The organism is Micromonospora sp. CNZ296, assembly GCF_007827635.1.
In genome coordinates this window covers 75368-99950 of record NZ_VISW01000009.1, presented here as the reverse complement: position 1 = coordinate 99950, position 24583 = coordinate 75368, and the positions used below count along the sequence as shown (strand labels likewise).

Annotated in this window: 28 protein-coding genes, 2 tRNA genes and 1 pseudogene; 21 read left to right on the top strand and 10 right to left on the bottom strand. The window is 70.0% G+C overall.

Translation table 11 applies throughout. The features are described 5' to 3' along the window. Positions 1-24 precede the first annotated feature (24 nt). From FB455_RS16500 to FB455_RS16480, 6 genes are all read right to left on the bottom strand, one after another. Positions 25-97, bottom strand: a tRNA-Thr gene (locus FB455_RS16500). 96 nt (positions 98-193) lie between these two features. Next, the gene (locus FB455_RS16495; RefSeq protein WP_013288653.1) at positions 194-2716 is read right to left on the bottom strand and encodes a putative bifunctional diguanylate cyclase/phosphodiesterase; all 2523 of its coding nucleotides are present in this window, start codon (positions 2714-2716) and stop codon (positions 194-196) included. 50 nt (positions 2717-2766) lie between these two features. Further along, positions 2767-2904 carry a hypothetical protein gene (locus tag FB455_RS34305; RefSeq protein ID WP_013288654.1) on the bottom strand — a complete coding sequence of 46 codons (138 nt, stop codon included), beginning with the start codon at positions 2902-2904 and terminating at the stop codon, positions 2767-2769. Positions 2905-3326: 422 nt separating this feature from the next. Further along, complete coding sequence (locus tag FB455_RS16490; RefSeq protein WP_013473700.1) at positions 3327-3563, bottom strand: hypothetical protein; 237 nt, start codon at positions 3561-3563, stop codon at positions 3327-3329. An 84-nt stretch (positions 3564-3647) separates the two neighbouring features. Further along, positions 3648-4007, bottom strand: a complete 360-nt coding sequence (locus FB455_RS16485) for a hypothetical protein (protein ID WP_145753980.1) — start codon at positions 4005-4007, stop codon at positions 3648-3650. Beyond that, complete coding sequence (locus tag FB455_RS16480) at positions 3931-4440, bottom strand: pentapeptide repeat-containing protein (protein WP_486481542.1); 510 nt, start codon at positions 4438-4440, stop codon at positions 3931-3933. Before FB455_RS16480 ends, FB455_RS16485 begins: the two co-directional genes overlap by 77 nt. An 89-nt stretch (positions 4441-4529) precedes the next feature. Here FB455_RS16480 and FB455_RS16475 point away from each other — a divergent pair, with 89 nt between their 5' ends. Beyond that, the gene (locus FB455_RS16475) at positions 4530-6215 is read left to right on the top strand and encodes an AAA family ATPase (protein WP_145753975.1); all 1686 of its coding nucleotides are present in this window, start codon (positions 4530-4532) and stop codon (positions 6213-6215) included. Between the two features lie 199 nt (positions 6216-6414). Then, positions 6415-6879 carry a hypothetical protein gene (locus tag FB455_RS16470; RefSeq protein WP_145753972.1) on the top strand — a complete coding sequence of 155 codons (465 nt, stop codon included), beginning with the start codon at positions 6415-6417 and terminating at the stop codon, positions 6877-6879. Positions 6880-7448: 569 nt separating this feature from the next. Here the strand turns inward: FB455_RS16470 and FB455_RS34300 are convergent. The 3 genes from FB455_RS34300 to FB455_RS16460 form a co-directional block, all read right to left on the bottom strand. After that, the gene (locus tag FB455_RS34300) at positions 7449-7610 is read right to left on the bottom strand and encodes a hypothetical protein (RefSeq protein WP_186466410.1); all 162 of its coding nucleotides are present in this window, start codon (positions 7608-7610) and stop codon (positions 7449-7451) included. Positions 7611-8687: 1077 nt separating this feature from the next. Continuing rightward, positions 8688-9383 (bottom strand): HAD family hydrolase, encoded by a 696-nt coding sequence (locus FB455_RS16465; protein WP_145753970.1) that lies wholly within the window; start codon positions 9381-9383, stop codon positions 8688-8690. Then, positions 9380-10246 carry a winged helix-turn-helix domain-containing protein gene (locus FB455_RS16460; protein ID WP_145753967.1) on the bottom strand — a complete coding sequence of 289 codons (867 nt, stop codon included), beginning with the start codon at positions 10244-10246 and terminating at the stop codon, positions 9380-9382. Before FB455_RS16460 ends, FB455_RS16465 begins: the two co-directional genes overlap by 4 nt. Before the next feature lie 411 nt (positions 10247-10657). On the opposite strand from FB455_RS16460, the gene FB455_RS16455 reads away from it, so the two are divergent. The 15 genes and pseudogenes from FB455_RS16455 (at position 10658) to FB455_RS16395 (ending at position 21064) form a co-directional block, all read left to right on the top strand. Beyond that, entirely contained in the window at positions 10658-10903 is a 246-nt protein-coding gene (locus FB455_RS16455; RefSeq protein ID WP_145753965.1) for a DUF6284 family protein, read from the top strand. Continuing rightward, the gene (locus FB455_RS16450) at positions 10903-11277 is read left to right on the top strand and encodes an RRQRL motif-containing zinc-binding protein (RefSeq protein ID WP_145753963.1); all 375 of its coding nucleotides are present in this window, start codon (positions 10903-10905) and stop codon (positions 11275-11277) included. Before FB455_RS16455 ends, FB455_RS16450 begins: the two co-directional genes overlap by 1 nt. Continuing rightward, a complete protein-coding gene (locus tag FB455_RS16445; RefSeq protein WP_145753961.1) occupies positions 11274-12074 on the top strand; it encodes an ABC transporter permease in 801 nt (266 codons plus the stop codon). The genes FB455_RS16450 and FB455_RS16445 overlap by 4 nt, the downstream gene beginning before the upstream one ends. A gap of 1 nt (position 12075) precedes the next feature. Then, a complete protein-coding gene (locus tag FB455_RS16440; protein WP_145753959.1) occupies positions 12076-12267 on the top strand; it encodes a hypothetical protein in 192 nt (63 codons plus the stop codon). Positions 12268-12364: 97 nt separating this feature from the next. Then, on the top strand, positions 12365-12832 hold the full coding sequence (locus FB455_RS16435; protein ID WP_145753957.1) for a DUF3307 domain-containing protein: 468 nt from the start codon (positions 12365-12367) through the stop codon (positions 12830-12832). Between the two features lie 47 nt (positions 12833-12879). After that, the gene (locus FB455_RS34295) at positions 12880-13050 is read left to right on the top strand and encodes a hypothetical protein (RefSeq protein ID WP_186466409.1); all 171 of its coding nucleotides are present in this window, start codon (positions 12880-12882) and stop codon (positions 13048-13050) included. 90 nt (positions 13051-13140) lie between these two features. Beyond that, complete coding sequence (locus FB455_RS16430) at positions 13141-15387, top strand: FtsK/SpoIIIE domain-containing protein (protein WP_145753954.1); 2247 nt, start codon at positions 13141-13143, stop codon at positions 15385-15387. Between the two features lie 142 nt (positions 15388-15529). Then, entirely contained in the window at positions 15530-15772 is a 243-nt protein-coding gene (locus FB455_RS16425; protein ID WP_145753952.1) for a molecular chaperone DnaJ, read from the top strand. Next, positions 15769-16068 carry a hypothetical protein gene (locus FB455_RS16420; RefSeq protein ID WP_145753950.1) on the top strand — a complete coding sequence of 100 codons (300 nt, stop codon included), beginning with the start codon at positions 15769-15771 and terminating at the stop codon, positions 16066-16068. Before FB455_RS16425 ends, FB455_RS16420 begins: the two co-directional genes overlap by 4 nt. Further along, positions 16065-16364 (top strand): hypothetical protein, encoded by a 300-nt coding sequence (locus FB455_RS16415; protein ID WP_145753948.1) that lies wholly within the window; start codon positions 16065-16067, stop codon positions 16362-16364. The genes FB455_RS16420 and FB455_RS16415 overlap by 4 nt, the downstream gene beginning before the upstream one ends. Further along, positions 16334-17293 (top strand): annotated as a pseudogene (locus FB455_RS16410) (bifunctional DNA primase/polymerase); the annotation flags it as partial. The gene FB455_RS16415 and the pseudogene FB455_RS16410, both read left to right, overlap by 31 nt. Further along, a complete protein-coding gene (locus FB455_RS16405) occupies positions 17290-18873 on the top strand; it encodes a YfjI family protein (RefSeq protein ID WP_145753942.1) in 1584 nt (527 codons plus the stop codon). The pseudogene FB455_RS16410 and the gene FB455_RS16405, both read left to right, overlap by 4 nt. Before the next feature lie 381 nt (positions 18874-19254). Continuing rightward, positions 19255-19422, top strand: coding sequence for a hypothetical protein (locus tag FB455_RS34290; protein ID WP_186466408.1), 168 nt, complete (start codon positions 19255-19257; stop codon positions 19420-19422). Next, positions 19419-19622 (top strand): helix-turn-helix domain-containing protein, encoded by a 204-nt coding sequence (locus FB455_RS16400; RefSeq protein WP_145753940.1) that lies wholly within the window; start codon positions 19419-19421, stop codon positions 19620-19622. The genes FB455_RS34290 and FB455_RS16400 overlap by 4 nt, the downstream gene beginning before the upstream one ends. Further along, complete coding sequence (locus FB455_RS16395) at positions 19619-21064, top strand: site-specific integrase (RefSeq protein WP_145753938.1); 1446 nt, start codon at positions 19619-19621, stop codon at positions 21062-21064. The genes FB455_RS16400 and FB455_RS16395 overlap by 4 nt, the downstream gene beginning before the upstream one ends. A 63-nt stretch (positions 21065-21127) precedes the next feature. Here the strand turns inward: FB455_RS16395 and FB455_RS16390 are convergent. Beyond that, a tRNA-Tyr gene (locus FB455_RS16390) sits at positions 21128-21211 on the bottom strand. Positions 21212-21358: 147 nt separating this feature from the next. Here FB455_RS16390 and FB455_RS16385 point away from each other — a divergent pair. The 4 genes from FB455_RS16385 to FB455_RS16370 all read left to right on the top strand — a co-directional run bounded on the left by FB455_RS16385 (position 21359) and on the right by FB455_RS16370 (position 24580). Continuing rightward, positions 21359-21853 (top strand): YajQ family cyclic di-GMP-binding protein, encoded by a 495-nt coding sequence (locus FB455_RS16385; RefSeq protein ID WP_013288657.1) that lies wholly within the window; start codon positions 21359-21361, stop codon positions 21851-21853. Positions 21854-22012: 159 nt separating this feature from the next. Then, positions 22013-23512 (top strand): MFS transporter, encoded by a 1500-nt coding sequence (locus FB455_RS16380; protein WP_145753935.1) that lies wholly within the window; start codon positions 22013-22015, stop codon positions 23510-23512. A gap of 65 nt (positions 23513-23577) precedes the next feature. Next, entirely contained in the window at positions 23578-24084 is a 507-nt protein-coding gene (locus FB455_RS16375) for a SigE family RNA polymerase sigma factor (protein WP_013473722.1), read from the top strand. After that, complete coding sequence (locus FB455_RS16370) at positions 24065-24580, top strand: hypothetical protein (protein ID WP_145753933.1); 516 nt, start codon at positions 24065-24067, stop codon at positions 24578-24580. Before FB455_RS16375 ends, FB455_RS16370 begins: the two co-directional genes overlap by 20 nt. Positions 24581-24583: the final 3 nt, after the last annotated feature.

Sequence of the window (24583 nt, the reverse complement as noted above, 5' to 3'; positions counted from 1 at the left end):
TGGCGGGTCCAGCCGGACCCTCTGAGCCCCCTTACGGAATCGAACCGTAGACCTTCTCCTTACCATGGAGACGCTCTGCCGACTGAGCTAAGGGGGCCTGCTCGATCACCCCGGGGGGTGTCGCGCAGGGGAAACAGTACACGACCGCGTCGCGCAGGTGAAATCGGATCCCCCGAGTGCGTGTCCGCCCTGGTCAGGGCACTACTCGCAGGCGCGGCAGCTCCCCCGCGACCACCGTCTCCGGGTCGACCTGGGCGCCGAACCAGGCCTCCAGCCGCTCGTACGGCAGAGGGCGGCTGAACAGGAATCCCTGGCCGATCTCACAGCCGATGTCCTGGAGCAGCTCCAGCGTCAGCTCGCTCTCCACGCCCTCGGCCACCACCGCCAGGCCGAACTGCTGCGACAGCGTCACCACCGCGTTGACGATCGCCAGGTCGCCCGGATCGGTCGCCATGCCCTGCACGAACGACCGGTCCACCTTCACCTCGTGCACAGGCAGCCGACGCAGTTGCGCCAGCGACGAGTTACCCGTGCCGAAGTCGTCCACCGAGAGGCGGACACCGAGGTCACGCAGGCTGCGCAGGGTGGGTATGGGACGTTCGGTGCCGTCCAGGACACCCGCCTCGGTGACCTCCAGCGTCAGCCGCTGCGGCGGTACGCCGTACTCGGCCAGCAGGTCGCGTACCAGCGCCGGGAAGTGCTGGTCGGTGAGCGTACGCGCGGCGAGGTTGACCGCGACGGACAGCGGCTGTTCGCCGTGGCTCCAGTCGCGGCTGCGCCGCAGGCTCTCCCGGAGCACGAACTCGGTGAGCCGGCCGAGCTGGCCGGTGTGCTCGGCCACCGCCACGAAGTCGTCCGGGGCGACACTGCCGTGCGCCGGGTGCTCCCACCGGGCCAGGCACTCCACGCCCACCAGGCGGCGGTCCCGCAGCGTGACCTTCGGCTGGAAGTAGACCTCCAGCTCGCCCTCGTCCAGCGCGCGTTGCAGGTCGCCAGCGAGGCCGAGCCGGCGCAGCGACCGCGACTCCAGCGCCGGGCTGTAGAGCTGCACGCTGCCCGGTACCGACTTGGCCGCGGTGGCGGCCAGGTCGACGCGTTGCAGCAGCGCCACCGCGTCGCTGCCGTGGTCCGGGTGCACGGCCACCCCGACGACCGTGTCCACGTCCAGGGTGAGCGCGTCGAAGACCATCTCGTCGCGGATCTGCTCCCGCAGCTGGGCCGCCAGTTCCAGGGCCGCCTCGGTGCTCTCCAACCGCAGCGTCACCAGGAACTCGTCACCGCCGGCCCGGCCGACGAGCGCCGAGGAGGGCGCGCAGGAGCGCAGCCGCTCGGCCACCTCCATGAGCACCTTGTCGCCGGCGGCGTGACCCAGCGACTCGTTCACCTGGCGGAGCCGGTCCACGTCGAAGAGCAGCAGCGCCACCACCTCACCCGGGGCGCGGATCTTGACCGCCTCCGCCACCGACGAGGTGAGGCGCCGCCGGTTGGGCAGGCCGGTGAGCGCGTCGTGGTCGGCGTCGTGCCGCAGCCGGTCGACCAGGCGGGAGTTCTCCAGCGCCACAGCGGCGTGCGCGGCGACCGTCTCGAAGACGGGGATGTCGCCGGGGGCGAAGTGGCCGATGTCGCTGAGCCGGTTGGTCACCTCCAGCGTGCCGATCACGGCCTGGCCGGAGCGCAGCGGCACCACGATGGCGTCCTTGACCCGCTCCTCCCCCGCCGCCTGCCGCAACGCCGGATCGCCGCCGAGCCAGCGGCCGATCGAGAGGGTACGACCCTTCTTGTGCACCTGCTGGCGCAGGCTCGCCGGGGTGGGCGCCAGGTCAAGCAGGCCGGGGGTGTCCACCCGGGCGGTGAGCAGCACCTCGGGATGCCGGCCCTGGGCGGGCAGCCAGAGCGTCGCGTACTCGGCCTGCATCAGCGCGCGTACCCGGTCGAGGAGGATGTCGGCGAGTGACCGCTCGGTGCCGGAGGCGAGAAGGCGGGTGAGCTCGTACATCCCGGCCAGCGTGCGGTGCTGGCGGAAGAACTGGGAGTAGGAGCGGTAGACCAGGACCAGGCCGCTGAAGAGGGCGGCGAGCAGCAGCGCCGACCACCACGTCGTCTTCAGGGCGATCAGGACGAGCAGGCCGATCGCCACGTTGATGGCGGCGGTGAGCAGAGCGGTCGGCATGCTGCGCAGCGCGTCCCGCCCGGCCTGCCAGCCCTGGAGCAGCACGTGCACGCCGACCACGCTCACGAGGCTGACCAGCGTGACCACGCAGACGGCGAGGAACAGCGAGCCCCAGGTCCCCGGCCCGACACCGCGCAGCGGCGGCAGCGCCAGGAGTACGAGGCTGGCCAGCGAGGTGGCGGCGGCGGCCTTGGCGACGTTGAACCAGAGCTTCGCCGCGCCGAAACGGTGCGAGGCACTCCAGATCAGCACCGAGAGTGTGTAGATCAGTACGACACTCAAGGGCGGCAGGAAGTAGAGCGCCACGATCAGTGGCACCTCGGTGAGCGTCACGCCCACCGACTGGCGCCGGACGTAGACGTTCAGCACCGCGAAGCTGATCCCCGCCATGACGACGAAGAACACGAAGGCGAGCGGCCACTTGCCGAACGGGTGGTCCGCCACCAGGGCGATGCAGGTGCTGAAGACCACCGCCAGCAGCGCCAGAGGGGCGGTGACGAGCCAGGCACGTTCCGTTGACCTACGAGGTCGGCCCTGGCTTGCCATGCCCCTCCTACCCGAGACGTCGTCCGCCGGCCGGCGGACGACTCGATGATTCAGCGCGGGGCGTCCATCGTCCAGACGATGTCGGCGAGTTGCGCGCTACTGGTGCCGGGGAGGATGCCGAAGGCGCCTGCGATGGCGGCGAGCACGAGGAGCGAGCCAAGCAGCCGGCCCAGCGTTCGACCAGACATGATTGCTCCTGTCGGGAGATTGCCACAGGGATGGTGAAGGTTTCCCGATCGTGCCACAAGCCTGAGGGGCAGAAAAGCGGAGAGGACCCGCCCAGCCCGAGTAGCTGTCAGGTTCCGCCGTTCGGCCCGGCCACCCACGACACGCAGCCAGGTCATGGGGGTGAAGGGACGTCAGCCGCTTCGTCCATTGCGGATTCCCACCTTCACCCACGAAGGGGATCAAGTCACGCGAAACCCCACACCACCAACCCTGGGTCGCCCGGCCGGCTCACCCTGGCCAATCCGCCCGGTGGACCACCACCGGACCCGCGGGCATTGACCACCATACCTGCCCGTGTCATGAACGCCAGAGGATGATTCGCTCATTCACGCCGGAACCGCTCAGTGGGCTCACCAGGGGCGTCCAGCGCCTTCGGCGTACGTCACCTGAGCATGTCCGCCACGCCGGTGTCCGGATCGACCGCCACGCTGAGCTTGCAGTGTCCCCGGGCTCGGGTCTCCCCACGGGGAACGAAGTCGACGACCAGCAGGCGCTCGGTTCCGCGGAGTCCTCGCACCTGCGCTTCGTACGGCTCGGAGATCTGCCAGTCGTCGATCTGGAACCCGCCTCGGGGCTTGCCGGCGCGCATCCGTCTGGTGAACTCGGCGGTCGCCAGCACCCGAACCTCATCCTGATCCACGACCCAGTATCGATCTACCGGCCCGTCCGCCGGAGGACACGGCCCGGCGGACCGGTCGCGCGGCTACTGGCCGAAGGTGTACCGCAGATTCGCGTTGATCAGCTCGTTCAGTCGCCTACGCAGATGCCCGAGCAGCGAGGGGTCTGGAAAAGGCTCGGCGAGCAGCAGCGTCCACCGAAGCAGGGTGCCTTGATGCCCGTCGGACGCGAGATCGAAGCGCACCTGCGCGTCGGGTCGCTTCGACCACAGCGATGACCAGACGACCAGGTTCGGGCGTTCGCGGCGCAGGATCTGCGGTCGCTGTTCGTCGTCGAGCAACCGAAGCCACGGGCGTGCCGGGTCGCGGTCAGGCTCGCTCAGCGCCTCGAAGACGACGGCCGGCGGAGGCGCTTGACCGCGTATGCGACTGCCCGCTTCGATCATGGCTCAGCTTAACGGCGCGAGCCGACAGGGCTGACGAGTGTCGCGGCCCGAACGAGAATGGCCCCGGAGCGCGTTTTCGCAACTCACGGGCCGTTCTTGCACCTGGTGGCGGGTGATGGATTCGAACCTCTGTAGCTTTCGCGACGGACTTACAGTGCGTCAAGCTCAGTGCTATGACCTGGGCATATCGGCTGCCTTGCCTTGCTGGTGACACACAAACAACAGGACTCACCCCAGTAGGCAGGCGTAGCCCATCCGGTCGACGCCCGTCCGGCGATGGGTCGAACGTCGGCGGCACGTCCAACCGCGCCCTGTCGAAGGACACCACCCCGCCGCCGAACGTCGCTCCTTGGAAGGGCACCCGCCCGCCGCTGAACGTCGCCCCGTCGAATGACACCTGCGCGCCACTGAACGTCGCCCCGCCGCCAAACAACGGATCCTCGCCGAAGGCGATTGCCGACGCGAGCAACCTCGGCGTGGCGCGGGGTCGCGTTCACCGCAGCGCTCGGGCAGGATCGCCTCGTGGCCATCGACTTCTGGATCTCCTCGCTTACGTTCAGCGACCGAACGCGCGTTCTTACACCCGCTCAAGGCATCACCGTCATAGTCGGACCGAACAACTCTGGCAAGACCGTTACTCTGCACGGCTTAATCAACTCTCTCGCCTCACCCCATAGCAAGAGTGAGGCAAAGGTCGTGCGTGATGTCAGCTTCGAAACCAAGGGCACCGTGGACGACCTCCATGCTTGGTTGCAAGAGAATGCGCACAAAGAGCGCAACATGTATGAGGAGATGTATCGGCGGATGGGCCAGCAAGTCAGATGGCATGAGCTGAAATACGGCTGGGAGAATGCCCACACAGGGCATATAGGACCCCACCTGGCGAACTATCTCACGTTCTCCGCCGACGTCGACTCACGCGCTGGTATCGTAGGCGGTCAGGTCAGTTCGGGGTATATGGATGATATACCAAGCAGCCCCGTCGCCTTCCTGTACTACGACGGCGATCTTGAGCAAAAATTCTCAAAGATTTGCGAATCGGCGTTCGGGATGCCTATTACCCTTCAACGGCTTAGCTCCTCATCGTCTCTTAGACTAGGGGTTCCCGACGCTGAAGTTCCGCCCGTCAATCGGCCCACGAAGGCGTATGCGGATGCCGAGCGTGCGCTTCCAGCGTTAGGCGAGCAGGGCCATGGGATGCGGAGTTTTATGGGTCTAGCGCTAACAATGCTGGTCCAGAACTACTTCGTGATTACCGTTGACGAGCCAGAAGCTTTCCTGCACCCTCCTCAGCGGCGCGCGCTGGGGCGACTCCTCAGCGAATTGGCGACCAACAGCGGGTCTCAGCTATTCATCGCGACTCATGATACGGACTTTCTTTGGGGATTACTTGACGGCCCTGCCGAAGTAACTGTTGTTCGGCTTACCAGGGACGGCGACGTGAACCATGCCAAGCAGATTGACGCCGAGCAGGCAAAATCGTTATGGACTGACCCCCTCCTTAGATACTCAAGAATCTTCGACGGCCTCTTTTACAATCGGGTCGTAGTAGCGGAAAGCGACTCCGACTGCCGGTTCTTCGGGGCGGTCGTGGACTACCTCGTCGATGAGCGAGGTGTCGCAAGACCTGACGTGCTCTTTGTACCTGCCGGAGGAAAGGATCGGATACATGTCGCGGTATCAGCCCTCCGCAGCGTAGGCGTCGACGTGGTTGCCGCTGTTGACTTCGACATGTTTCGAGATGAACAGGGCTTTAAGCGCCTGGTCGAAGCTTGCGGAGGCACCTGGGAGGAATTTGCTCAGCTCAGGACACGCTTTGCAGGGCCAATTAGCGCGAAGCGGGTCGCCAAGCCCATTTCGGGGCTTCGGAAGAAGCTGGACAGCATCTTGCCCGGCGATGAAGCAGACCTGGACCGGGAGACCAGCAAGGCGGTTACAGCGCTATTCTCGTTCAAAGATGGATGGGAGGAGGCGAAAGATACCGGACTCGAATCCGTACCGCATGGAGATGCGTATCTCTCTTGCGAGCTACTACTCAGCAAGCTCACCGAAATCGGAGTCTTCGTCTCACCCAACGGCGAGCTTGAATCATTCGTCAAGGGCGTCGGAGGCCATGGACCGAAGTGGGTGAATGCTGTTCTGTCTAAAGGTCTACAGAAGCGGTCCGCTACAGCACATCGCTTCGTTAGGCAGTTGATTGAGAGATGACAAGCCGCTCAGGGGATGCTAGCCGCCTTGGTTGGCGCGGCACTCACCACAGCGCAAAGAGTTGCGGGCATCAGCCAAGGAGAAAGGAGTCACATCTTTAGCTCAGCCGACTTTTCGGGCGAGACGGGCAGGGCGACTCGCCGTGCGCTGACTCAAGGCCAACACCGTCGATCTGACGGCGCTCACCGACGCTGCCTTGGTGCGGAAGGCGCTCGACACGCTCGCCCTGCGGATGGACGGCACGCCCGCGTCGCCCAACACAGTCGCCCGCAAGCGGGCCGTCTTCTCCGGCGCTCTCAAGTACGCCGTTGAACTGCGGCTACTCGACACGCACCCGATGTCCCTGCTGAGCTGGACCGCTCCGAAGATGGCCGATGAGGTCGACCGGGGAGCGGTGGTCAACCCCAATCAGGCTCGGGCGCTGCTCGCCGAAGTGGGGCGCAGCGTGCCCGAGTTGGAAGCGTTCTTCGGGTGCATGTACTACGCCGCGCTGCGCCCCGAGGAAGTGCTCCACCTGCACGAAGACGAGTACGAGCGGCCCGCCCAGCGTGGGGGGTGGGGGGTACTGCACCTGACCGGCTCGACGGTGGCCGTAGGTCGGGACTGGGGCGACGGAGACGACACCGCCGAGGACCGAGGGCTCAAGCACCGGGCAAGGCAGTGACCCGGGACGTACCGGTTGCGCCGCCGCTCGTGCGGCTGCTCGACCATCACATCAAGGAGTACCCCACCGGGATCGAACGGCAAGCTGTTCGTGACCCGACGCGGCCGCGGCGGGCGGTACGTCCCCACCGCCGGCCAGCCGAGCCCGAACAACACCTACGGGAAGGCGTGGCGCGACGCGCGGGCAAAGGTGCTCACCCCGGCTCAGTAGCGCTCCCCGCTAGCCCGGCGACCGTACGACCTGCGGCACGCCGCCGCGTCGCTCTGGCTCAACGCCGGGGTGCCGGCAACCCAGGTCGCCGGGTGGGCCGGGCACAGCGTCCACGTCCTCATGCGGGTCTACGCGAAGTGCGTCTACGGGCAGGAGGAAGCCGCCCGCGCCACCGGATTGAAGCAGCCCTTGCGAACGGAACCACGCGCCCGAGCGATCACAATCGCGACGGTAGGGCCGACTTGGCCACAGGCGAGATGTCGTGAAAGGCTGCCTCTAATGCGGCCGTAGGGTTCGACCTCTGGGCGGTTGCGGGGGTTGGGAGCCGGTGGGCCAAACCAGCTCCCAACCCAAGAGAGTCAGCGGTGATCGTGCTTGGTCGCCAAGTTCACCGCCAACTCGACCATCACCACGAGAGCCTGCACCGCGAGGTGCAGGCTCTCGTCGTTGACGAACAGCAACCCCAAGAGTTGCAGTCCGGTCCGGACGTAGAGCCAGCCCTCCGCCAGCTCACGTGGCATGACTGAAGTCAACTGTGCCGGCTCCTTCCCGGCTCCATTCGACCCCTCGTGCGCCTGGGGCACTAAATCCTCCGATCCCTGATGCTGATGCGCCTCAGGTAGGCCACATCCGGAGCGGCGATCCGCCGACCCGATCGGATGTCTACGAGTCGCCAGCGCTCCACAAGGGCGGGATCCGTCTCCCCAGCACCACTCGCAAAGTTGCTCACGAGCAGCAGAAGCAGGCTATCCAGGGCAGGGTTCCCCGCGCGTGCGCGCGCGGGCGCGCACGCGCGGGCCGATGTCCGTGAAGCTGTCGATCAGTCTTGAGCGCCAACCTGCCCAAACGGACTGGAAGCCGATCGTTAATCATCAATCCTTCCCGTTGCGGTGATGTGTAACATCCGCCCGCTAGGGTCGACCCCATGGCGAACGACGGCGACCCCGGCTACTGCCTGAAGTGCCTTGATTGGCTCCCATCCGATACCAGGGGTGGCACTCGCTTCTGTTCCGCGAAGTGCCGCAACCAGAAGTGGCGACGAGATAAGCGCGGGCGACAACCCTTTAAGTTGCCCGAAAACTGCGATTACTGTGGGTTTTCCATCTACACGTGGGGACTTAGGCGCAAAAGAAGCGATTCCCTCTATTGCGGCAGTAGATGTCGCCAGGCGGCGTATCGACAACGTCAGCGCGGGGCGGAACTCCGCGCACAACTAGGTATCGAACTGCCGCCGAGCCGGAGAGCCAGGTAGGGGTCAGTCCGTGGGGGCATGCCGCGCCGACCGAGGATGGCCGAGCTAGCGTCGCCTAGGCGCAGGCTCGGCGGCGCCGTGGAACTAGTTGATCTCCGTGACACTCATGTGACACAGCCAGCGAGATCGAGCGGGCTAGAGCGGGACTGAGTGAGACGCACAGATAGAGGCCCCCGACCGACGTTCTCGCTGGTCGGGGGCCTCTATCTGCACCTGGTGGCGGGTAGAGGATTCGAACCTCTGAAGCTTTCGCGACGGATTTACAGAGCGCCACGGACAGGCCGCCGACCTGCGCAAACGCCGTTCAGCCCGAGCACGACGACGCGGATGCGACGTCGGTCCCGTTTCAGCCTCCCGCCCGGTCGATCAGAGCACCGGCAATCTCGCCCATGCTGGTGACCACCACGTCCGCCCGGGCGAGCCGGAACGCGTCGACCTTCGCCGGCCGATTCGCGTAGCCGACCACCGCGACCCCGGCGGCTCGTGCTCCCTCTATGTCTGAGAGCGAGTCGCCGATCAGCACACACCGGCCCGTCGGCACGCCGAGGGTGCGCACGGCTTGCAGGATCGGTTCCGGGTTGGGCTTCATGCGGTCCGGCTCGGCGTACGCCCGGCCGACCACCGGAGAGACGTACCCGGCAAGCCGGTGCGCTGCGAGGTAGGCGATCACCGCACCGGCCGAGTTGTTACTGACCGCCGCTACCGGCACCTCGGCTTGCCGCGCCGCCACGATCACCTCGCGGCCGTATGGTGTTGGCTCGGCAGTCTCGACGGCCCGCCGCTCGGCGGCGCAGAGCGCATCCTCTACCGCTCGCGTTACGCGCTGGTTGCCGACCACGCTAGTGCGGCGCAGTACCTCAAGCGGGTCCGGCTCGCTGGCGAGGTCGGGCGGTACATCGACACCATGCTGCCGCAGTACGTTGACCAGCTCGCCTGCGACCTGCTGCGCCGGGTATCCGGCGAAGATGCTGCACACCGGCCCGTCAAAGTCGAGCAAGACCGCGCCGACCTCGCCGAGCAGCCTGCCGAGGTCGGCGTTCATCCGTCGTACCGATAGGCAATGGTCGACCACACCGAGTCGAACCACTGGCGGGACGCCTCTACGAACTGCGTGGCGTGAGAGGTTTCGTCGTCGGTGACCGCGTAGTGGAACAGCGGCACGTCCTTGCCCATCAGGTCGTAGATCGCCATCGGCTCGCCTTTGATCGAGACGGTGCGCTCAACGACCGGATAGAAGCCATAGAAGACCTCTTCGTCATTGAGGATGTAGAGCTTGAACAGCGGCGACGCCCGGTGCATCCGCACCTCAACGGTGGTCGACCGGATGAGGCCGAGGTCACCCAGCTCGGTGACCTGATCGATGATGCCATCTGCGGCTCGGCGGGTGATCCGCTCCGCACGCTCGCGCACCGCCGCGTCGTCGGCCTGCGTCTCAGCCCGTGAGGGCAGCGCCATCGGCACGGTCATGTCGGAGATCAGGACTCGCACGGCGATCGTCTCCGGCGCGAGCCGACCGACGCGCACCTTGTCGAGCGCTTCCGCGAGCGCATCCCGCAGCGTCTCGCCCGAGAACCCCGCAAAGTCGATCGTGACGTGAGGCCGCTCAAACGCCGCTTCGATGTGCGGGCGCAGCTCGACCGCTCGCTGTGTTTGCGCCCGGACGAACGCGCCGCTGCCCTGCCGGGACACGATCAGCCGCTCTGCCCGGAGCAACTCCAAGGCTCGCTTGACCGTCTCCCGCGCCACGCCGTAGCGGGCGGCTAGTTCGGGCTGCGATGGCAGCTTGTCGCCGGGGGCGAGCCGGCGCATGAGGATGGCCGCCCGCAGCTTGTTCGCGATCTGCTGCGAGGCCTGTTTGGGGTCGTCGGGATCTAACTGACCGAGGAAGTCAAGGTTCTCGTTCACCCGCTCACGGTAGCGCTGACTAGCCAAGTCGGGAAAGTTCGGCACGCCCTCTTGACCTGACTAGCCAGGCCGCCCTACGGTCATGGCGTCGGACCTGACTAGCCAGGCACGACAAGCCGAGCGGAAGCCGGAGAAGGTGGCGCTTTTGCGCCGCGCGCTTACGGGCCGGTCGTGTGGTCGTTCATTGAGAACTTCACAGCAGAAGCGCCGCGTGGATCCGTCTGCGGCATCCCCGCCTTGAGCCACACGGTGGCCGACCCCGGTGTCTTCCCGGGCGAGCGGGGCGAGCGGGCCGGATCCGGCGCGCGGCATGGACTTCTGCCTCTTGATTTCTGTTCGTCCCCGGGGTGCGGCCGGTCTGGTCGCACCCCGGGGCTTTCCCGACTGCAGCGACTCTCCCGGAGGTTTCCCGTGAGGAAGCACCTTGCCCCCGTGGCCGCCGAGCCGACCGCCGCCGACCTGGCCGCGATCGACACGGAGTGGCCGCTGATCGCGGCCGAACTGGACGTGCTCGACGCCGAGATCACGATGCTCTACGCCGAGGACCACGGCGGACCCTCGCCGCTGGACTGGCGGCGGCTGCGCCGGGCCGAGGCCCGCGTCACCCGCGCCGCCGCCGACCTGACCGCCCGCACCGACCCGCACCGCGCGGCCTGATGTCCCGCATCCGCGCCACCTTCCACGACCCGGACGGAGCGCGGTACGGCATCCCTACCTACTGGTGGCGCGGTGCCCCGCCCGGCTACGCCACCCGTCGCCAACTGGCCGCCGCCGGGCTGCGCCCCGGTGGTCAGCCGATCGCCGCTCAGATCCTCTGGCGCGGCGTCGGTGGCACCCGCGCCGCCTACCTGTACCGGCTGGATCTGGCCGCCCCGAAGCGCACCGCCACCCCCGCCCAACGGCGCGCCATCGCCGCCGCGCTGCTCGCCCGCCGGACCTGCCCGACCTGCGGCACGGTCCGGCCCTACTACATCCCGCGCTCGCTCGGCGAATGCCTGAGCTGCGCATACCCGTTGGAGGACGCAGCATGACCGCCCCCACGATCAACGGCACCCGCTACCCGCAGCCCCTCGAAGACCTGTTGCCCGCCGCCCGCGCGCTGGACCTGCCCGAGGGTGAGGCGTTCCCGTCGCGCAACCGGCTCATGCGGGAGTTCCGCATCGGCGCACCCAAGGCCGGTGAACTCCTGGCCCTGCTCAAGGCCGAGCCCGCGACGCCGCCGGTCGACAGCACCGGCCCGGATGCCACGGACCCGGCCGACGCACAGGCCGTGCCCGAGCCCGCGCCGCCGGTCGAGCCGGACCCGACGCCCGCCCCGGAGATCACGACGGCCGAGCCGGATGCCGAGGCCACGGCGGTCAGTCGCCCGGACACGCCCCCCGACGACGAGCCGAGCCGGCGTCCGGTGGTGTGGCCGGTGGTGCTCATGGCCCTCGGCGCGTTCGTGGCCGTCTGGTCCGGCTGGGTCGGGCTCGGCAAGCTCACCGGGTTCGGGAAGGTCGACCTGCTGCCCGGGATCGTGGAGCCGGGTTCGTGGGCCACCATCGACTCCGCGATCACCCTGCCCATCGGGGTGGAGGCGTACGCCGCGTACGCGCTGTACGTGTGGCTGTCCGGCCGGGTGCCGACCCGGGCGCGCACGTTCGCCAAGTGGTCGGCGCTGGCCTCCCTCGCGGTCGGCGCGCTCGGCCAAGTCGCCTACCACCTGCTCACCGCCTACGACGTCACCGCCGCCCCGTGGTGGATCACCACCCTCGTGTCCTGCCTCCCGGTGGCGGTGCTCGGCATGGGCGCCGCGCTCGCGCACCTCGTCCGAGAGGGCCACTGACATGCCGAAGCGCAAGGCCACTGAGCAGGATCTGGCCAACATCGTGGCGGAATGGGCCGTCCGGGAGATCCACCGGGACGACAACACCCGCAAGGCGTTCCGCAACCTGTCGCCCGAGGTCCAGGGCCAGATCCACGGATGGGCCGCCGACGAGCGGCAGCGCCGTGCGGACGGCATCACCATCACCGACTGACTTCGCCCGGCGGCACGGCCCCTCGGCCTAGGAACCGTGCCGTGCCGCCGGTCCACCCCCCTTCAGCCGTACCTACCGACCTCGGGAGATGCCCCTCATGTTCGCAGATCCGACCGGCGCGCACGCGGCGACGTTCGCCGCCGTGTTCGTTGCTCTCTACGTCGCGCATCAGGTGGGCGACCACTGGATCCAGTCGCAGCGCCAGGCCGACTGCAAGGGCCTGCCCGGCTGGCCCGGCCGCCTCGCCTGCGCCGCCCACGTCGCCACCTACACCCTCACCGCCCTGGTGGCGCTGGTGTTCCTCATCGCCGGTACCGGCCTGCGGCTGGATCCGTGGGCGGTCGGCGTGGGCTTGACCGTCTCGGCGGTGTCGCACTACATCGCCGACCGGCGCACCCCGCTGCGGCGCATCGCCGAAGCGCTGGGATCCGCGAAGTTCTACGCCCTCGGCGCGCCCCGCGCCGGCCACGACGACAAGCCCTGTCTCGGGACCGGCGCGTACGCCCTGGATCAGTCCTGGCACATCGGTTTCCTGTTCGTCTCCGCCCTGCTCATCGCCGCCTGACCCACCCTGCCCCGCTGGCAGTCCACTTCCTGAAGGAGAGCCTTCTGATGGCACGCATCTCGATCGGCCGGTCCTCTGGCCGCATCACCACCGGCACCTCAACGCTGTGGTGCCCGCCCTGCGGCAACGACAGCAACTGGCGCGACATCACCGCTGACGACCGGCGTACCTACGCCACCTGCGGCGACTGCGGCAACCGCGTCTCCGTTAAGAACTGACCCCGCCCGGCGGCACGGCTACCGGCTCCCAACCTGCGCCGTGCCGCCGGTCCCCCGTCCGATCCGTGAACCGTTGGAGGAACCCCCATCATGACGTCCCCCCAAGACGACCGTTTCGACTGGCAGGCCGCCGAAGCGGACCTGTCCGACCCCACCACCGGCCCGGACGGCCCGGATGCTGAGGTGGTGGATCTGGATGCCGCCCGGTCCCGGCGGCAGGGTTCCGTCACCCTCGGCGAGGGTGACGGAAGCGACCTGGACGACGACCGTCCGGAGGGCGGCCCGGTGCTGGTGGACAGCGTGGAGGCGCAGCGCCGCCCGCGTTTCTCCCTGGCCGGGTTCCGCGACGCGCAGCGGGTGCCGATCCTGCCGGGGTGGCTGCGCTCGCGGGCGGAGTTCGCCGGGAACCTGACGTGGGCGGGCGGGTTCGCCGCCCACGCAGCCGGCTACCACGCGCTGCGGCTGCCGAAGTACGCGGGCCGCATCGCGTGGCGCGCGCCGCGCGGCCTCGGCCGCCTGATCGGCGGGTACGGGCGGTGGCTGTTCGACCTGGAAGGCGAGCCGGTCCGACAGTCGGTAGTCCGCGCCGCGATCGACAAGCCCGAAGAGGCCCGCACCTACCAGGGGCTGTCGCGGCAGCGTGACCGGCGGGTGCGCTGGCGCGGCCTGACCGCGATCCCCGCCGCGCTGGCCCTGTTCACCCTGGCCGGAGTGCTGCTGCTCGCCCCGGGCGCGGTACAGCTCGCCGTGGCGGTCGTGGTGGTGACGGTGCTCGCGTTCCTCGGCGCGCCGGCCGACAAGCCGCTGCTCGACACCGCCGTGGTCCGCACCGCCGCCGCGCCGCTGACCTCGGCCGAGGTGTTCGCCGCCCTGGCCGCGTTGAACATCAAGGGCATCAACGACGCCATCCGCCGGGGCGACAACGGCAAGCGGTGGTTCCCCGCCCCGATCGCGCGGGAGAACGGCGTCGGCTGGCGCGCCGAGGTGGAGCTACCGCGCGGCGTCACCGCATCGAGCGTGGTGGAGAAGCGCGAGGAACTGGCCGCCGCGCTGACCCGTCCGCTCGGGTGCGTGTGGCCCGAGGCCAACGGCGAGGTGCACCCCGGGCGGCTCGTGCTGTTCGTCGCCGACAAGGACATGAGCCGGGCCAAGCAGAAGCCGTTCCCGCTGCTCACCTCCGGCACGGTGAACCTGTTCAAGGCCGCGCCGTTCGGCACCGACCCGCGCGGCGCGCTGGTCACCATCACCCTCATGTACGCCTCGGTGATCATCGGGGCGCTGCCCCGGTTCGGGAAGACGTTCGCGCTGCGGTTGGCGCTGCTGCTGGTCGCGCTCGACCCCCGGTCGTGGGTGCTGGCGTTCGACCTCAAGGGCACCGGTGACCTGTCCCCGTTGGAGCCGGTCTGCCACGCCTACCGGGCCGGTGACGAGAAGGAGGACATCGAGTACCTGGTCACCGCGCTGCGGGAGGTCCACACGGAGATGCGCCGCCGCACGAAGGTGATCCGGGATCTGCCGCGTGACCTGTGCCCGGAGAACAAGGTCACCGACGAGTTGGCGTCCAACCGCAAGTTGGGGTTGCACCCGATCGGCATCGGGATCGATGAGTGCCAGCGGGCGTTCGAGCACCCGGTGTACGGCGCGGAGATCGAGGAGATCTGCGAAGACCTCGTTCGCCGTGGCCCGGCGGTCGGAATCATGCTCAAGCTGGCCACCCAGCGGCCGGACGCGAAGAGCCTGCCGACCGGGATCTCCGCGAACGCGGTGCTGCGGTTCTGCCTCAAGGTCATGGGGCAGACCGAGAACGACATGGTGCTGGGCACGTCGATGTACCGCAACGGCATCCGGGCCACGATGTTTTCCCGCCGGGACAAGGGCATCGGCTACCTGGCCGGTGAGGGTGACGAGCCGGTCATCGTCAAGACGTTCGAGATCGACGGCCCGGCCGCCGAGGCGATCGTCGCCCGCGCCCGCAAGGCCCGGGAGCGGTACGGCAACGTCACCGGCCACGCCGCCGGGGTCGTGCTCGACACCACCGCCGTGCGGCGGGACACGATCCTTGAGGACGTGGCCGGGGTCATGGCCGAGGCCGAGCCGAAGCTGTGGTCCACCGTGATCGTGAAGCGTCTCGCCGCGCTGCGGCCCGACGTGTACGCCGGGTTCACCGCCGATCAGCTCCGCGAGGCGCTCAAGGTCCACGGCCTCACGACGAAGCAGTGCTGGGGCGAGGACACCGACACCGGGGAGTCCGGCAACCGCAAGGGCTTCCACCGCGCGGACGTGCTCACGGCGATCACCAAGCGTGACCGCGAGACGGGCGGCGGCAAGACCAAGTAGCCCACGATCCGCCGCTAGGTCTAGCGGCCACCTCCGCTAGACCTAGCGGCACCGCTAGCGACTCAAACATTTCCTGGCCAGCGCCCTAGCACCTAGCGGCGTCGGCCCCTCGCACCCTCAAAACGGCCTGTGGAGGCGTTTCGTGCTGACCATCGCCGCGCTAGCTAGCCTGACCATCCTCGGTTACGCAGCGTTCTACCTGATCAAGTGCTACGCCGTGCCGTTCGGCCCCTGCCGCCGCTGCAAGGGCACCGGAGAGCGGCGCGGCCTCATCCTCCGACTCAAGCGCGAGTGCCACCGCTGCGCCGGCACGGGCAAGCGGGTGCGCGTCGGCCGCCGCGTGATCGAGCGCGTCCGCGACGAGTACCGGGCTGGCACCCGATGAACCGCCGCAACCTCAACCAGCACACCGACTGGTGCGGGCGGGACCACCGATGCGGCCTCGGCGAGCACCGCTCGCCAGAGATTGTGGTCGACATCCCCGGCCACGCCCGCGCGGTCCTCGTACGGGTGCGCACAGCCGCCGGGCGGGAGCACGCCGAGGTGCGTGTCCGGGTCGCGCTCGCCGCCGGGGAGCTGGCCGCCCGCCGCCAGTTGGTGGGGCTGCTCGGCGACGTGCGCGAGGCCGTCACCCGCGCCGCGATCGCCGCGCGGCCCCGGCCGAGGCGGGCCGCGCGGTGAACGGCATCGCGCGCCGCGATGGTGCGTCACCGCGTGATCCGCGTCTGTCCGGTGCGGAGGTGTGGCTGACCGGCACCCCGGCCGAGCTGGACGCCCTCACCGCCGCCCTGACCGCCGCCGGGCACCTCACCCAACGCGGCACCCGCCGGGCGCTGACCGGCGCGGACGCCGGTCGCCACCGCCTGTATCTGCGGCTGACCGTCACCGCCGCCGCCAAGCGGCCCGCACGCGGCCCGGAGCAGGGCGGCGCGCTGATCGACCTTGACGCCGCCCGCGCTCACCGCCGACCCGCCTAGGAGACGCCCCCATGTCTGACCTGCTCACCGCCGCACTCGGCCACGCCGCACGCGGGTGGCACGTCTTCCCGCTGCGCCCCGACGACAAGCGGCCCGCGTTCCCCGACCACGCGGCCGACGACTGCACCGGCCGTGACCCGCGCTGCCGGACCGGTCACGTCGGGTGGGAGGCCCGCGCGACCACCGACCCCGACCGTATCCGCCGCGCGTGGTCGGCCCGCCCGTACGGCATCGGCCTCGCGTGCGGGCCGTCCCGCCTGGTGGTGGTCGACCTGGACGTGCGCAAGCCCGGACAGACCATGCCGCCCGGCTACGAGGGATGCCCGCACGGGCTGCGAACGCTCGCCGAGCTGGCCGCCGCGCACGCCGCGACGATCGACCCGACCTACACCGTGACCACCGGACGGGGCGGCACCCACCTGTACTACCGGCACCCCGACACCGGTCCGGCGCTGCGCAACACCGCCGGGACGCTCGGCCCGATGGTCGACACCCGCGCCCACGGCGGCTACGTCGTCGCCCCCGGCTCCACCGTGGCCGGGCGGCCGTACACGGTCGACCTGGACACCGACCCCGCGCCGCTGCCCGCCTGGCTCGCCGTACTGCTGGCACCCGCGCCGCTGCCGCCGCAACGCCCGGTGGTGGTCGACCTGCCCGCCGACCGCACAGGCGCGTACGTGCGGGCCGCGATCGACCGGGAGACGGCACGGGTCACCGCCGCCCCGGCAGGGGAGCGCAACCGGTCGCTGTACATCGCCGCCGTGGCCCTCGGCCAGCTCGCCGCCGGGGGCGCGCTCACCGAGGCCGACGCGCAAAGCGTGCTGGAACAGGCCGCAGCGTCCGCCGGGCTCGGCCGCGTCGAGACCGCACGCACCATCCGATCCGGGCTAGCCGCTGGCTCCCGCCGACCCCGAAAGGTGGCCGCATGAGCACCGCCCGCCTCCACCTCGTCACCGACCACCCGGACCCCGGCGGGCAGGAAGCCGCGGGCGCCGCGTTGTGGGATGTTCCAGTGCCGTTGACCGGCGTGAACACCGCGCCGCCGCCGTTCCCGGTCGACGTGTTCCCCCGCTGGCTCGGCGACATGGTGACCGGCGTTGCCCGGTTCACCGCTACCGATCCCGCGATGGCCGGCACTCTCGCCGTCGCCGTGCTGTCCGCCTGCGCGGGCGGACGCCTCGAAGTGGAGCCGGTGGCCGGGTGGCGGGAGCCGGTCAACATCTTCGCCGCTGTCATCGCCGGTCCCGGCGAGCGCAAGTCACCCGTTCACCGGGCGATGACCGCGCCGCTGTTCGCCGCACAATCCACCCTGGCCGACGCGATGCGGCCAAGGATCGCCGAGGCCGCCGCGCTGCGCGACATCGCCGACCGGCAAGCCGAACAGGCCAAAACCGCTGCGGCGAAGGCCACCGACCCGCACAAGCGCGACGACGCCGCCGCCGAAGCCGTGGCCGCCGCGATCGCCGCCGAGGCCATCACCGTGCCCGGCCTGCCCCGGCTGATCGTGGACGACGCCACCCCCGAAGCGCTCATCGGGCTGATGGCCGCCAACGGCGGACGCATGGCGATCATCTCGGATGAGGGCGGCATCTTCGACACCCTCGCCGGTCGCTACTCCGGTGCCCCCAACCTCGACCCCTACCTGAAAGGCCACGCGGGGCAGCCGATGAGCAACGAACGGCAGACCCGCGAGGGCGCGTCGATCGACAAGCCCGCGCTGACCGTGTGCGTGATGGCGCAACCGGTGGTGCTGCGCCAGTTCGGCGGCAACGCCGGGCTCGCCGGACGCGGACTCCCTGCCCGGTTCCTGTTCGCGCTGCCCGCGTCGATGGCCGGATACCGGCCCGTTGACACGCCCCCGGTGCCCGAGCAGGTCACCGCCGGGTACCGGCACCGCGTGCACGACCTGGCCGCCACCTTCGCCGAATGGACCGATCCCGCCGTCGTCGTGCTCACCGACGACGCCCGCCAGGTGCGCCGGGCCGCCGCCGAGCAGGTCGAAGCCGAGCTACGCCCCGGCGGGAGCCTGCACGACATGCGCGAGTGGGGCAACAAGCTCTCCGGCGCAACCCTGCGCCTGGCCGGGCTGCTGCACGTCGCCCACCACCCCGCCGACGCCTGGCGGCAACCCATCGACGCCGACCGCATGGCCGACGCCGTACGCCTGGCCGAGTTCTTCGCCGCCCACTACCGGACCGCCGTCGCCGCGATCACCGCCGACACCGCCACCGAAACCGCCCGCCGCGTCCTCACGATCGTCACCGCCAAGGGCATGACCACCTTCACCCGCCGCGAACTGCACCGCCGCTGCCACCGACAACTACCCCGCGCCGCCGACGTCACCGCCGTCCTGGACGTCCTCACCGCCCACGGCTGGATCCGCACCACCGAGGCAGGCGGCTACGAAGTCCACCCCCGCGCCGCGCACCTCGCCGCCGGGAGCGGTGACAGCGGTGACACGGTGACAACCAACCCTGACGGCGGCGTTTCCGCAGCTCAGAGCACCTGAACCACTGTCACCGGCACCCGGTGACAGGGCGGTGACAGCGGTGACACACCCGGACCGCTGTCACCGCTGTCACCACCTGTCACCACCACCCGGTGACAGCACAAACAGCGGCTTGACCAGCGCAAACACCCGCCCGGCCGTCCGGCTGTCACCGTGTCACCGCCCCCTGGCCCCTCCCGCCGCATCCGACCCACGGCAGCCCGCCAATACCCCTCGAAACGGCCCGCTGAGAGCCACGCAGACGGAACGGCCCTATGCCTTACACCAACCCTGCACGGATCTTGCGTCTCCGTAGCTCTCAGCGGGCCGCTCTACGCCGTTCTGCCGCACCACTACCCCCATCCTCCACACGCGACCCGCACCGACCGGAAGGCGCTCACCGTGCGAATCAGGCTGCACGGCACCCCCGCTGAAACAGCCGCAGCGCTCGCCGCCCTGGCCCGAGTCCTGCACATCCAGCAGGTCAGCCGCCCCTACCCCGACCGCCGATCCCCGATGTTCCAGCGCATCTACCTCCACGCCACCCCGAGGGAGGACACCCGCCCATGACCACCGCCCGCCGCACCCCGACCGGGAACCTGCTCACCCTCGCCGAAGTCCTGGACGAACTGCGCGTACCCCGCTCCACCTTCTTCCGCTGGAAGGCCACCGGCCGCGCACCCCGAACCATCAAGTACCCCAACGGCAGCCTGTACGTCCGCCGCCGCGACCTGGACACCTGGATCAACGACCACGAAGAGGCAGCATGAGCAGCTACGACGTGCGAGTCTGGAGCATTCTCCCGAACCGCAGCCAGAAGAAGCCCAGCTACTCCGTTCGCTGGTTCGTCGCGAAGAAGCCGTTCCGGAAGACCTACGCGACGCGAGCGCTCGCTGAAAGCTTCCGTTCCAAGCTGATCGTTGCGCAGCGGGAAGGCGTCGCGTTCGATGAGGTCAGCGGCCTGCCCGAGCCGATGGCGCGAGCGCTCAACACCCGGTCGTGGTACGAGCACGCCGTGGCCTACGTCGACATGAAGTGGCCTCGCGCGTCGGCAAAGCACCGCAAGGGCATCGCCGAGACGCTGGCGACCGTCACCCCGGCACTGCTCGCGACCGACCGGGGCGTGCCCAGCGACAAGGCGCTACGGGCCGCGCTCTACGGATGGGTGTTCAACAAGGCCCGCCGAGACGCTGGGGAGCCACCTCCCGGCCTCGCTCCCGCAGTGCGCTGGCTCAAGGCCAACACCGTCGACCTGGCCGCGCTCGCCGACGCCGCATTGGTGCGGAAGGCGCTCGACACGCTCGCCCTGCGAATGGATGGTGCCGCCGCGTCGGCCAGCACGATCGCCCGCAAGCGGGCCGTCTTCTCCGGGGTGTTGAAGTACGCCGTTGAGCTGCGGCTACTCGACACGCACCCGATGTCGCTCGTGAGCTGGACCGCGCCGAAGACGGCCGATGAGGTCGACCGGGGAGCAGTGGTCAACCCCGATCAGGCGCGAGCACTGCTCGCCGAGGTCGGGCGCGCCGTGCCCGAGCTGGAAGCGTTCTTCGGGTGCATGTACTACGCCGCACTTCGCCCCGAAGAGGTGCTTCACCTGCGCGAAGACGAGTACGAACGGCCCGCCGAGCGTGGCGGGTGGGGCGTACTGCACCTCACCGGCTCGACGGTGGCCGTCGGTCGCGATTGGGGCGACAGCGACGACACCGCCGAAGATCGAGAGCTGAAGCACAGGGCCAAGGCGGCTACACGGGACGTGCCGGTGCCGCCGCCGCTCGTGCGACTGCTCGACCATCACGTCAAGGAGTACCCGCCCGGATCGAACGGCAAGCTGTTCGTGACTCGGCGCGGCCCCGGCGGGCGGTACGTGCCCACCGCCGGCCAGCCCATCCCGAACAACACCTACGGGAAGGCGTGGCGGGACGCGCGGGCAAAGGTGCTCACGGCAGCTCAGCAGCGCTCGCCGCTGGCCCGGCGCCCCTACGACCTGCGCCACGCGGCCGTGTCGCTCTGGCTCAACGCCGGGGTGCCAGCTACCCAGGTCGCCGAGTGGGCCGGGCACAGCGTGCACGTCCTCATGCGGGTCTACGCGAAGTGCGTCTACGGCCAGGAGGAAGCCGCTCGCCGCCGGATCGAAGCCGCGCTTGGAGGTGCGGAAAACGCCGACGCGAATACGACGCGACCGGCGAGATCGAGCGGGCTAGAGCGGGATTGAGTGAGACTCACGAAAGAGGCCCCTGACCGGCGTTCGCGCTGGTCAGGGGCCTCTTTTTGCACCTGGTGGCGGGTAGAGGATTCGAACCTCTGTAGCTTTCGCGACGGATTTACAGTCCGCTCCCATTGGCCGCTCGGGCAACCCGCCAGGGCACACCACCGCGTCGCAACGCGGCAGCGGAAGCAAGGATAGCGGTTGCCCCCGGCACTGCCGCAACCGGGTACCGTCAGGAGGTCCCACGCTGGTCAGCGCGGGACGGACCAGGACAGACCGCCGGACAGCAGGAGCATGAGCATGGCAGCGAACCCGTCGTTCGACATCGTGAGCAAGGTCGACCGGCAGGAGGTCGACAACGCCGTCCGCCAGTCGGAGAAGGAGCTCTCGACGCGGTTCGACTTCCGCGGCACCGGCGCGGAGATCTCCTGGTCGGGCGAGGAGGCGATCAGCCTCCAGGCGGAGACCGAGGAGCGGGTCCGGGCCGCGCTGGACGTCTTCAAGGAGAAGCTGGTCAAGCGGAACATCTCGCTGAAGTCGCTCGACGCCGGCGAGCCCCGTCAGTCGGGCAAGATTTTCAAGATCGACGCCAAGGTGGTGCAGGGCATCGACTCGGACAAGGCCAAGGCGATCAGCAAGAAGATCCGCGACGAGGGCCCGAAGGGCGTGCAGGCGCAGATCCAGGGCGACCAGCTCCGCGTCACCGGCAAGAAGAAGGACGACCTCCAGACCGTCATCGCCCTGCTCAAGGGCGAGGACTTCGGGCTGGCGCTCCAGTTCACCAACTACCGGTAGGCACGACGATCGAGTCGCGTGGCAGGTGACCGGCACGGTCACCTGCCACGCAGTGGTCAGAACGCGCGGCCTGCATCTCGGCCGCGAACAGCTGCGGTTCCTTCTGCCGTCAGGCGACTTCCTTGGGGTACGGGCCGGTCGTGAGGTCGGCTGGGAGCCATGACCCCCGCGATGCTCCTCCCCTATCGCCCGGTGCTCGGCCAACCGGTACTGCGCCGGCTGCTGCCCGGCCTCGCGACCTCCGCTCTCGGTGACGGGCTCGCCCTGGTCGCGGTGACCTGGCTTGCCCTGCAACTCGCCCCCGACGGGCAACGCGGCACGTGGACCGCGTTCGCGGTGGCCGCGTATACGCTGCCGGGCGCCGCCGGCACGCTGTTGCTCGGGCGGTGGCTGGGTGCACGGAGCGGGGCTCAGCTCGCCGGCTGGGACGCGACGGTGCGGGCCGCCGCCTTGGGGGCGATCCCCGTCGCCCACCTCGCCGGGGTGCTGGACGTCGGTCTCTACGTTGCCCTGCTGGCGGTGTCCTCGCTGCTGCACCCGTGGGGGTCGGCCGGTCGGTTCACGCTCGTGGCCGAGCTGCTGCCGCAGCGGCACCACCTGGCCGCGAACGCGCTGCTCGGGGTCTTCGGCCAGGCCGCGACGATCGTCGGCCCGCCGCTGGCCGGCCTGCTCATCGCCTGGGTCGGCGCGGTGTGGGTGATCGCCGTCGACGCCGCCAGCTTCGCCGTGCTGGCCGTCAGCTACCGCCTGGTCGTCCGCGATCGCGAAGCCGCGGCCGTCAGTGAGCGAGACACCGCCGCCGTCCGTGACCGAGAAGCCGCAGCCGTCCGTGACGGAGACACCGCGACCGTCCACGACCGGGACACCCTCGGCCGGTACCGGAACGCCCCAGCCGGGGCGGGGCCGTCGCGTACGTCGGGATTCCGGATCATCGGGCGGGACCGGTCGCTGCTCGGACTGCTGGCGCTGACCTTCGCGTTCTTCTTCCTCTTCGGGCCGTTCTACGTCGCCATGCCGGTGCACGTCACCGACGACCTGCACGCCTCCGCCGGGACGCTCGCGGCCTACTACACCGCGTTCGGCGTCGGCTCCCTGCTCGGCGGGCTGCTCACGGGTCACCTGCGCGGACGGCCGCTGCGGACCACGCTCGCCGGCATCGTGGTGCTGTTCGGCGCCGCGCTGATGCCGCTCGGCCTGGGCGCGCCGGTCGTCCTGTCGCTGCCCGCGTTCGCGCTCGCCGGCCTGGTCTGGGCGCCCTACCAGCCGACCGCGACGGCGTTGTTCCAGCGCCGCGCTGGCACCGTGGACCTCCCCCGCGTGCTGGCGGCCAACGGGGCGGTCACCGTGCTGGCGGTGCCGCTGGGCACGATGCTCGGCGGTCCGGCGACCGCCGCGTTCGGGGCACGTCCCACGCTCCTGGCGTGCGCGGTGGCGATCCTCGCGCTGGGTCTGGTCGCCGCGGTGTCCACCGCGCGCCCCGGAGCGCAGAACACGGAGCGGACCGGGCCGGCGGGCCCGCACGACCGGCCCGGCCCACAGACGACAGGCCCGCACGACCGGCCCGGCCCGCAGACGACAGGCCCGCACGACCAGCCCGAGCCGCACGACCGGTCCGCCCGGGTGAAGGCGCCGGATCGGGTACGACCCGGAGCGTCCTGATCCGGGTGCAACCGCCGGAGCCGCATCGGGGTGTCGAGTGGTGAGAGCGGACACGGGAGGTGGGCATGGACGGCCCCGAGGACTTCGACGCCTTCTACACGGCGACCGCGCGGCGGGTCGTGCACCACGTCTACGCCCTCTGCGGCGACCTGGCCGAGGCGCAGGACGTGACGCAGGAGGCGTACGCGCGGGCCTGGCAGCGCTGGTCGACAGTCGGGGCGTACGAGGATCCGGAGGGCTGGGTCCGGACGGTGGCCTGGCGCCTGACGGCCAACCGGTGGCGCGGCCTGCGGCGCTGGTTCGCCGCGCGGGCCCGGCTGGGCCGGGAGACTCCGGCGCCCGGGCCCAACCCGGACCGGGTGGCGTTGCTGGCGGCGTTACGGCGACTGCCCGACGCGCAACGGCTGGTCGTCGTCCTGCACCACCTCCACGACCTGCCGGTGGCGGAGATCGCCCGGACCACAGGCATGCCGGAGGGGACTGTCAAGTCGTACCTGTCCCGGGGTCGTGCCGCGCTCGCCGTTCTACTGACCGACGACAAGGAGGAAGTCGATGTCGGCACGCATTGGTGAGGCTCTGCGTGAGTTGGAGCAGGACATGACCGGGCTGCGGCTCAGCCCGGCGGCCGAGGTGCGCGCACGGGGGCGTGCCAGGAGCCGGCGCCGGGCCGCGGTTCTGGCGGGGGTGGCCGCTGTGACGGTCACCGGCGGTGCCGCGACCATGGCGGCACTGTCCGGACCGGCGACGCCGATGCCGGCCGGCGGCGGCGCGGCCACCCCGTCCGCCGCGGCGTCGGCCGCGTGTCAGGCCGACCCTCCGGTACGGCTGGACGTCGTCTTCCGGCCGGGCGCCGGCACGCCGCAGATCGGGGAGGTCGACTACCGGATCGGGCAGGCGCGCGGGGACACCGGGCTGCGCTGCGGTGGCAGGACGGTCGCGGCCCGGCCGGACGGCGACGGCCGGGTCGTCCTGTCGGTGCTGCTCGCGCAGGGTGAGGACCCGGCGCCGATCCGGGCCGCGGTGGAGAAGCTGCCCGGGGTGGAGCGGGTGGTGACCGCCGGCGGGTGAGCG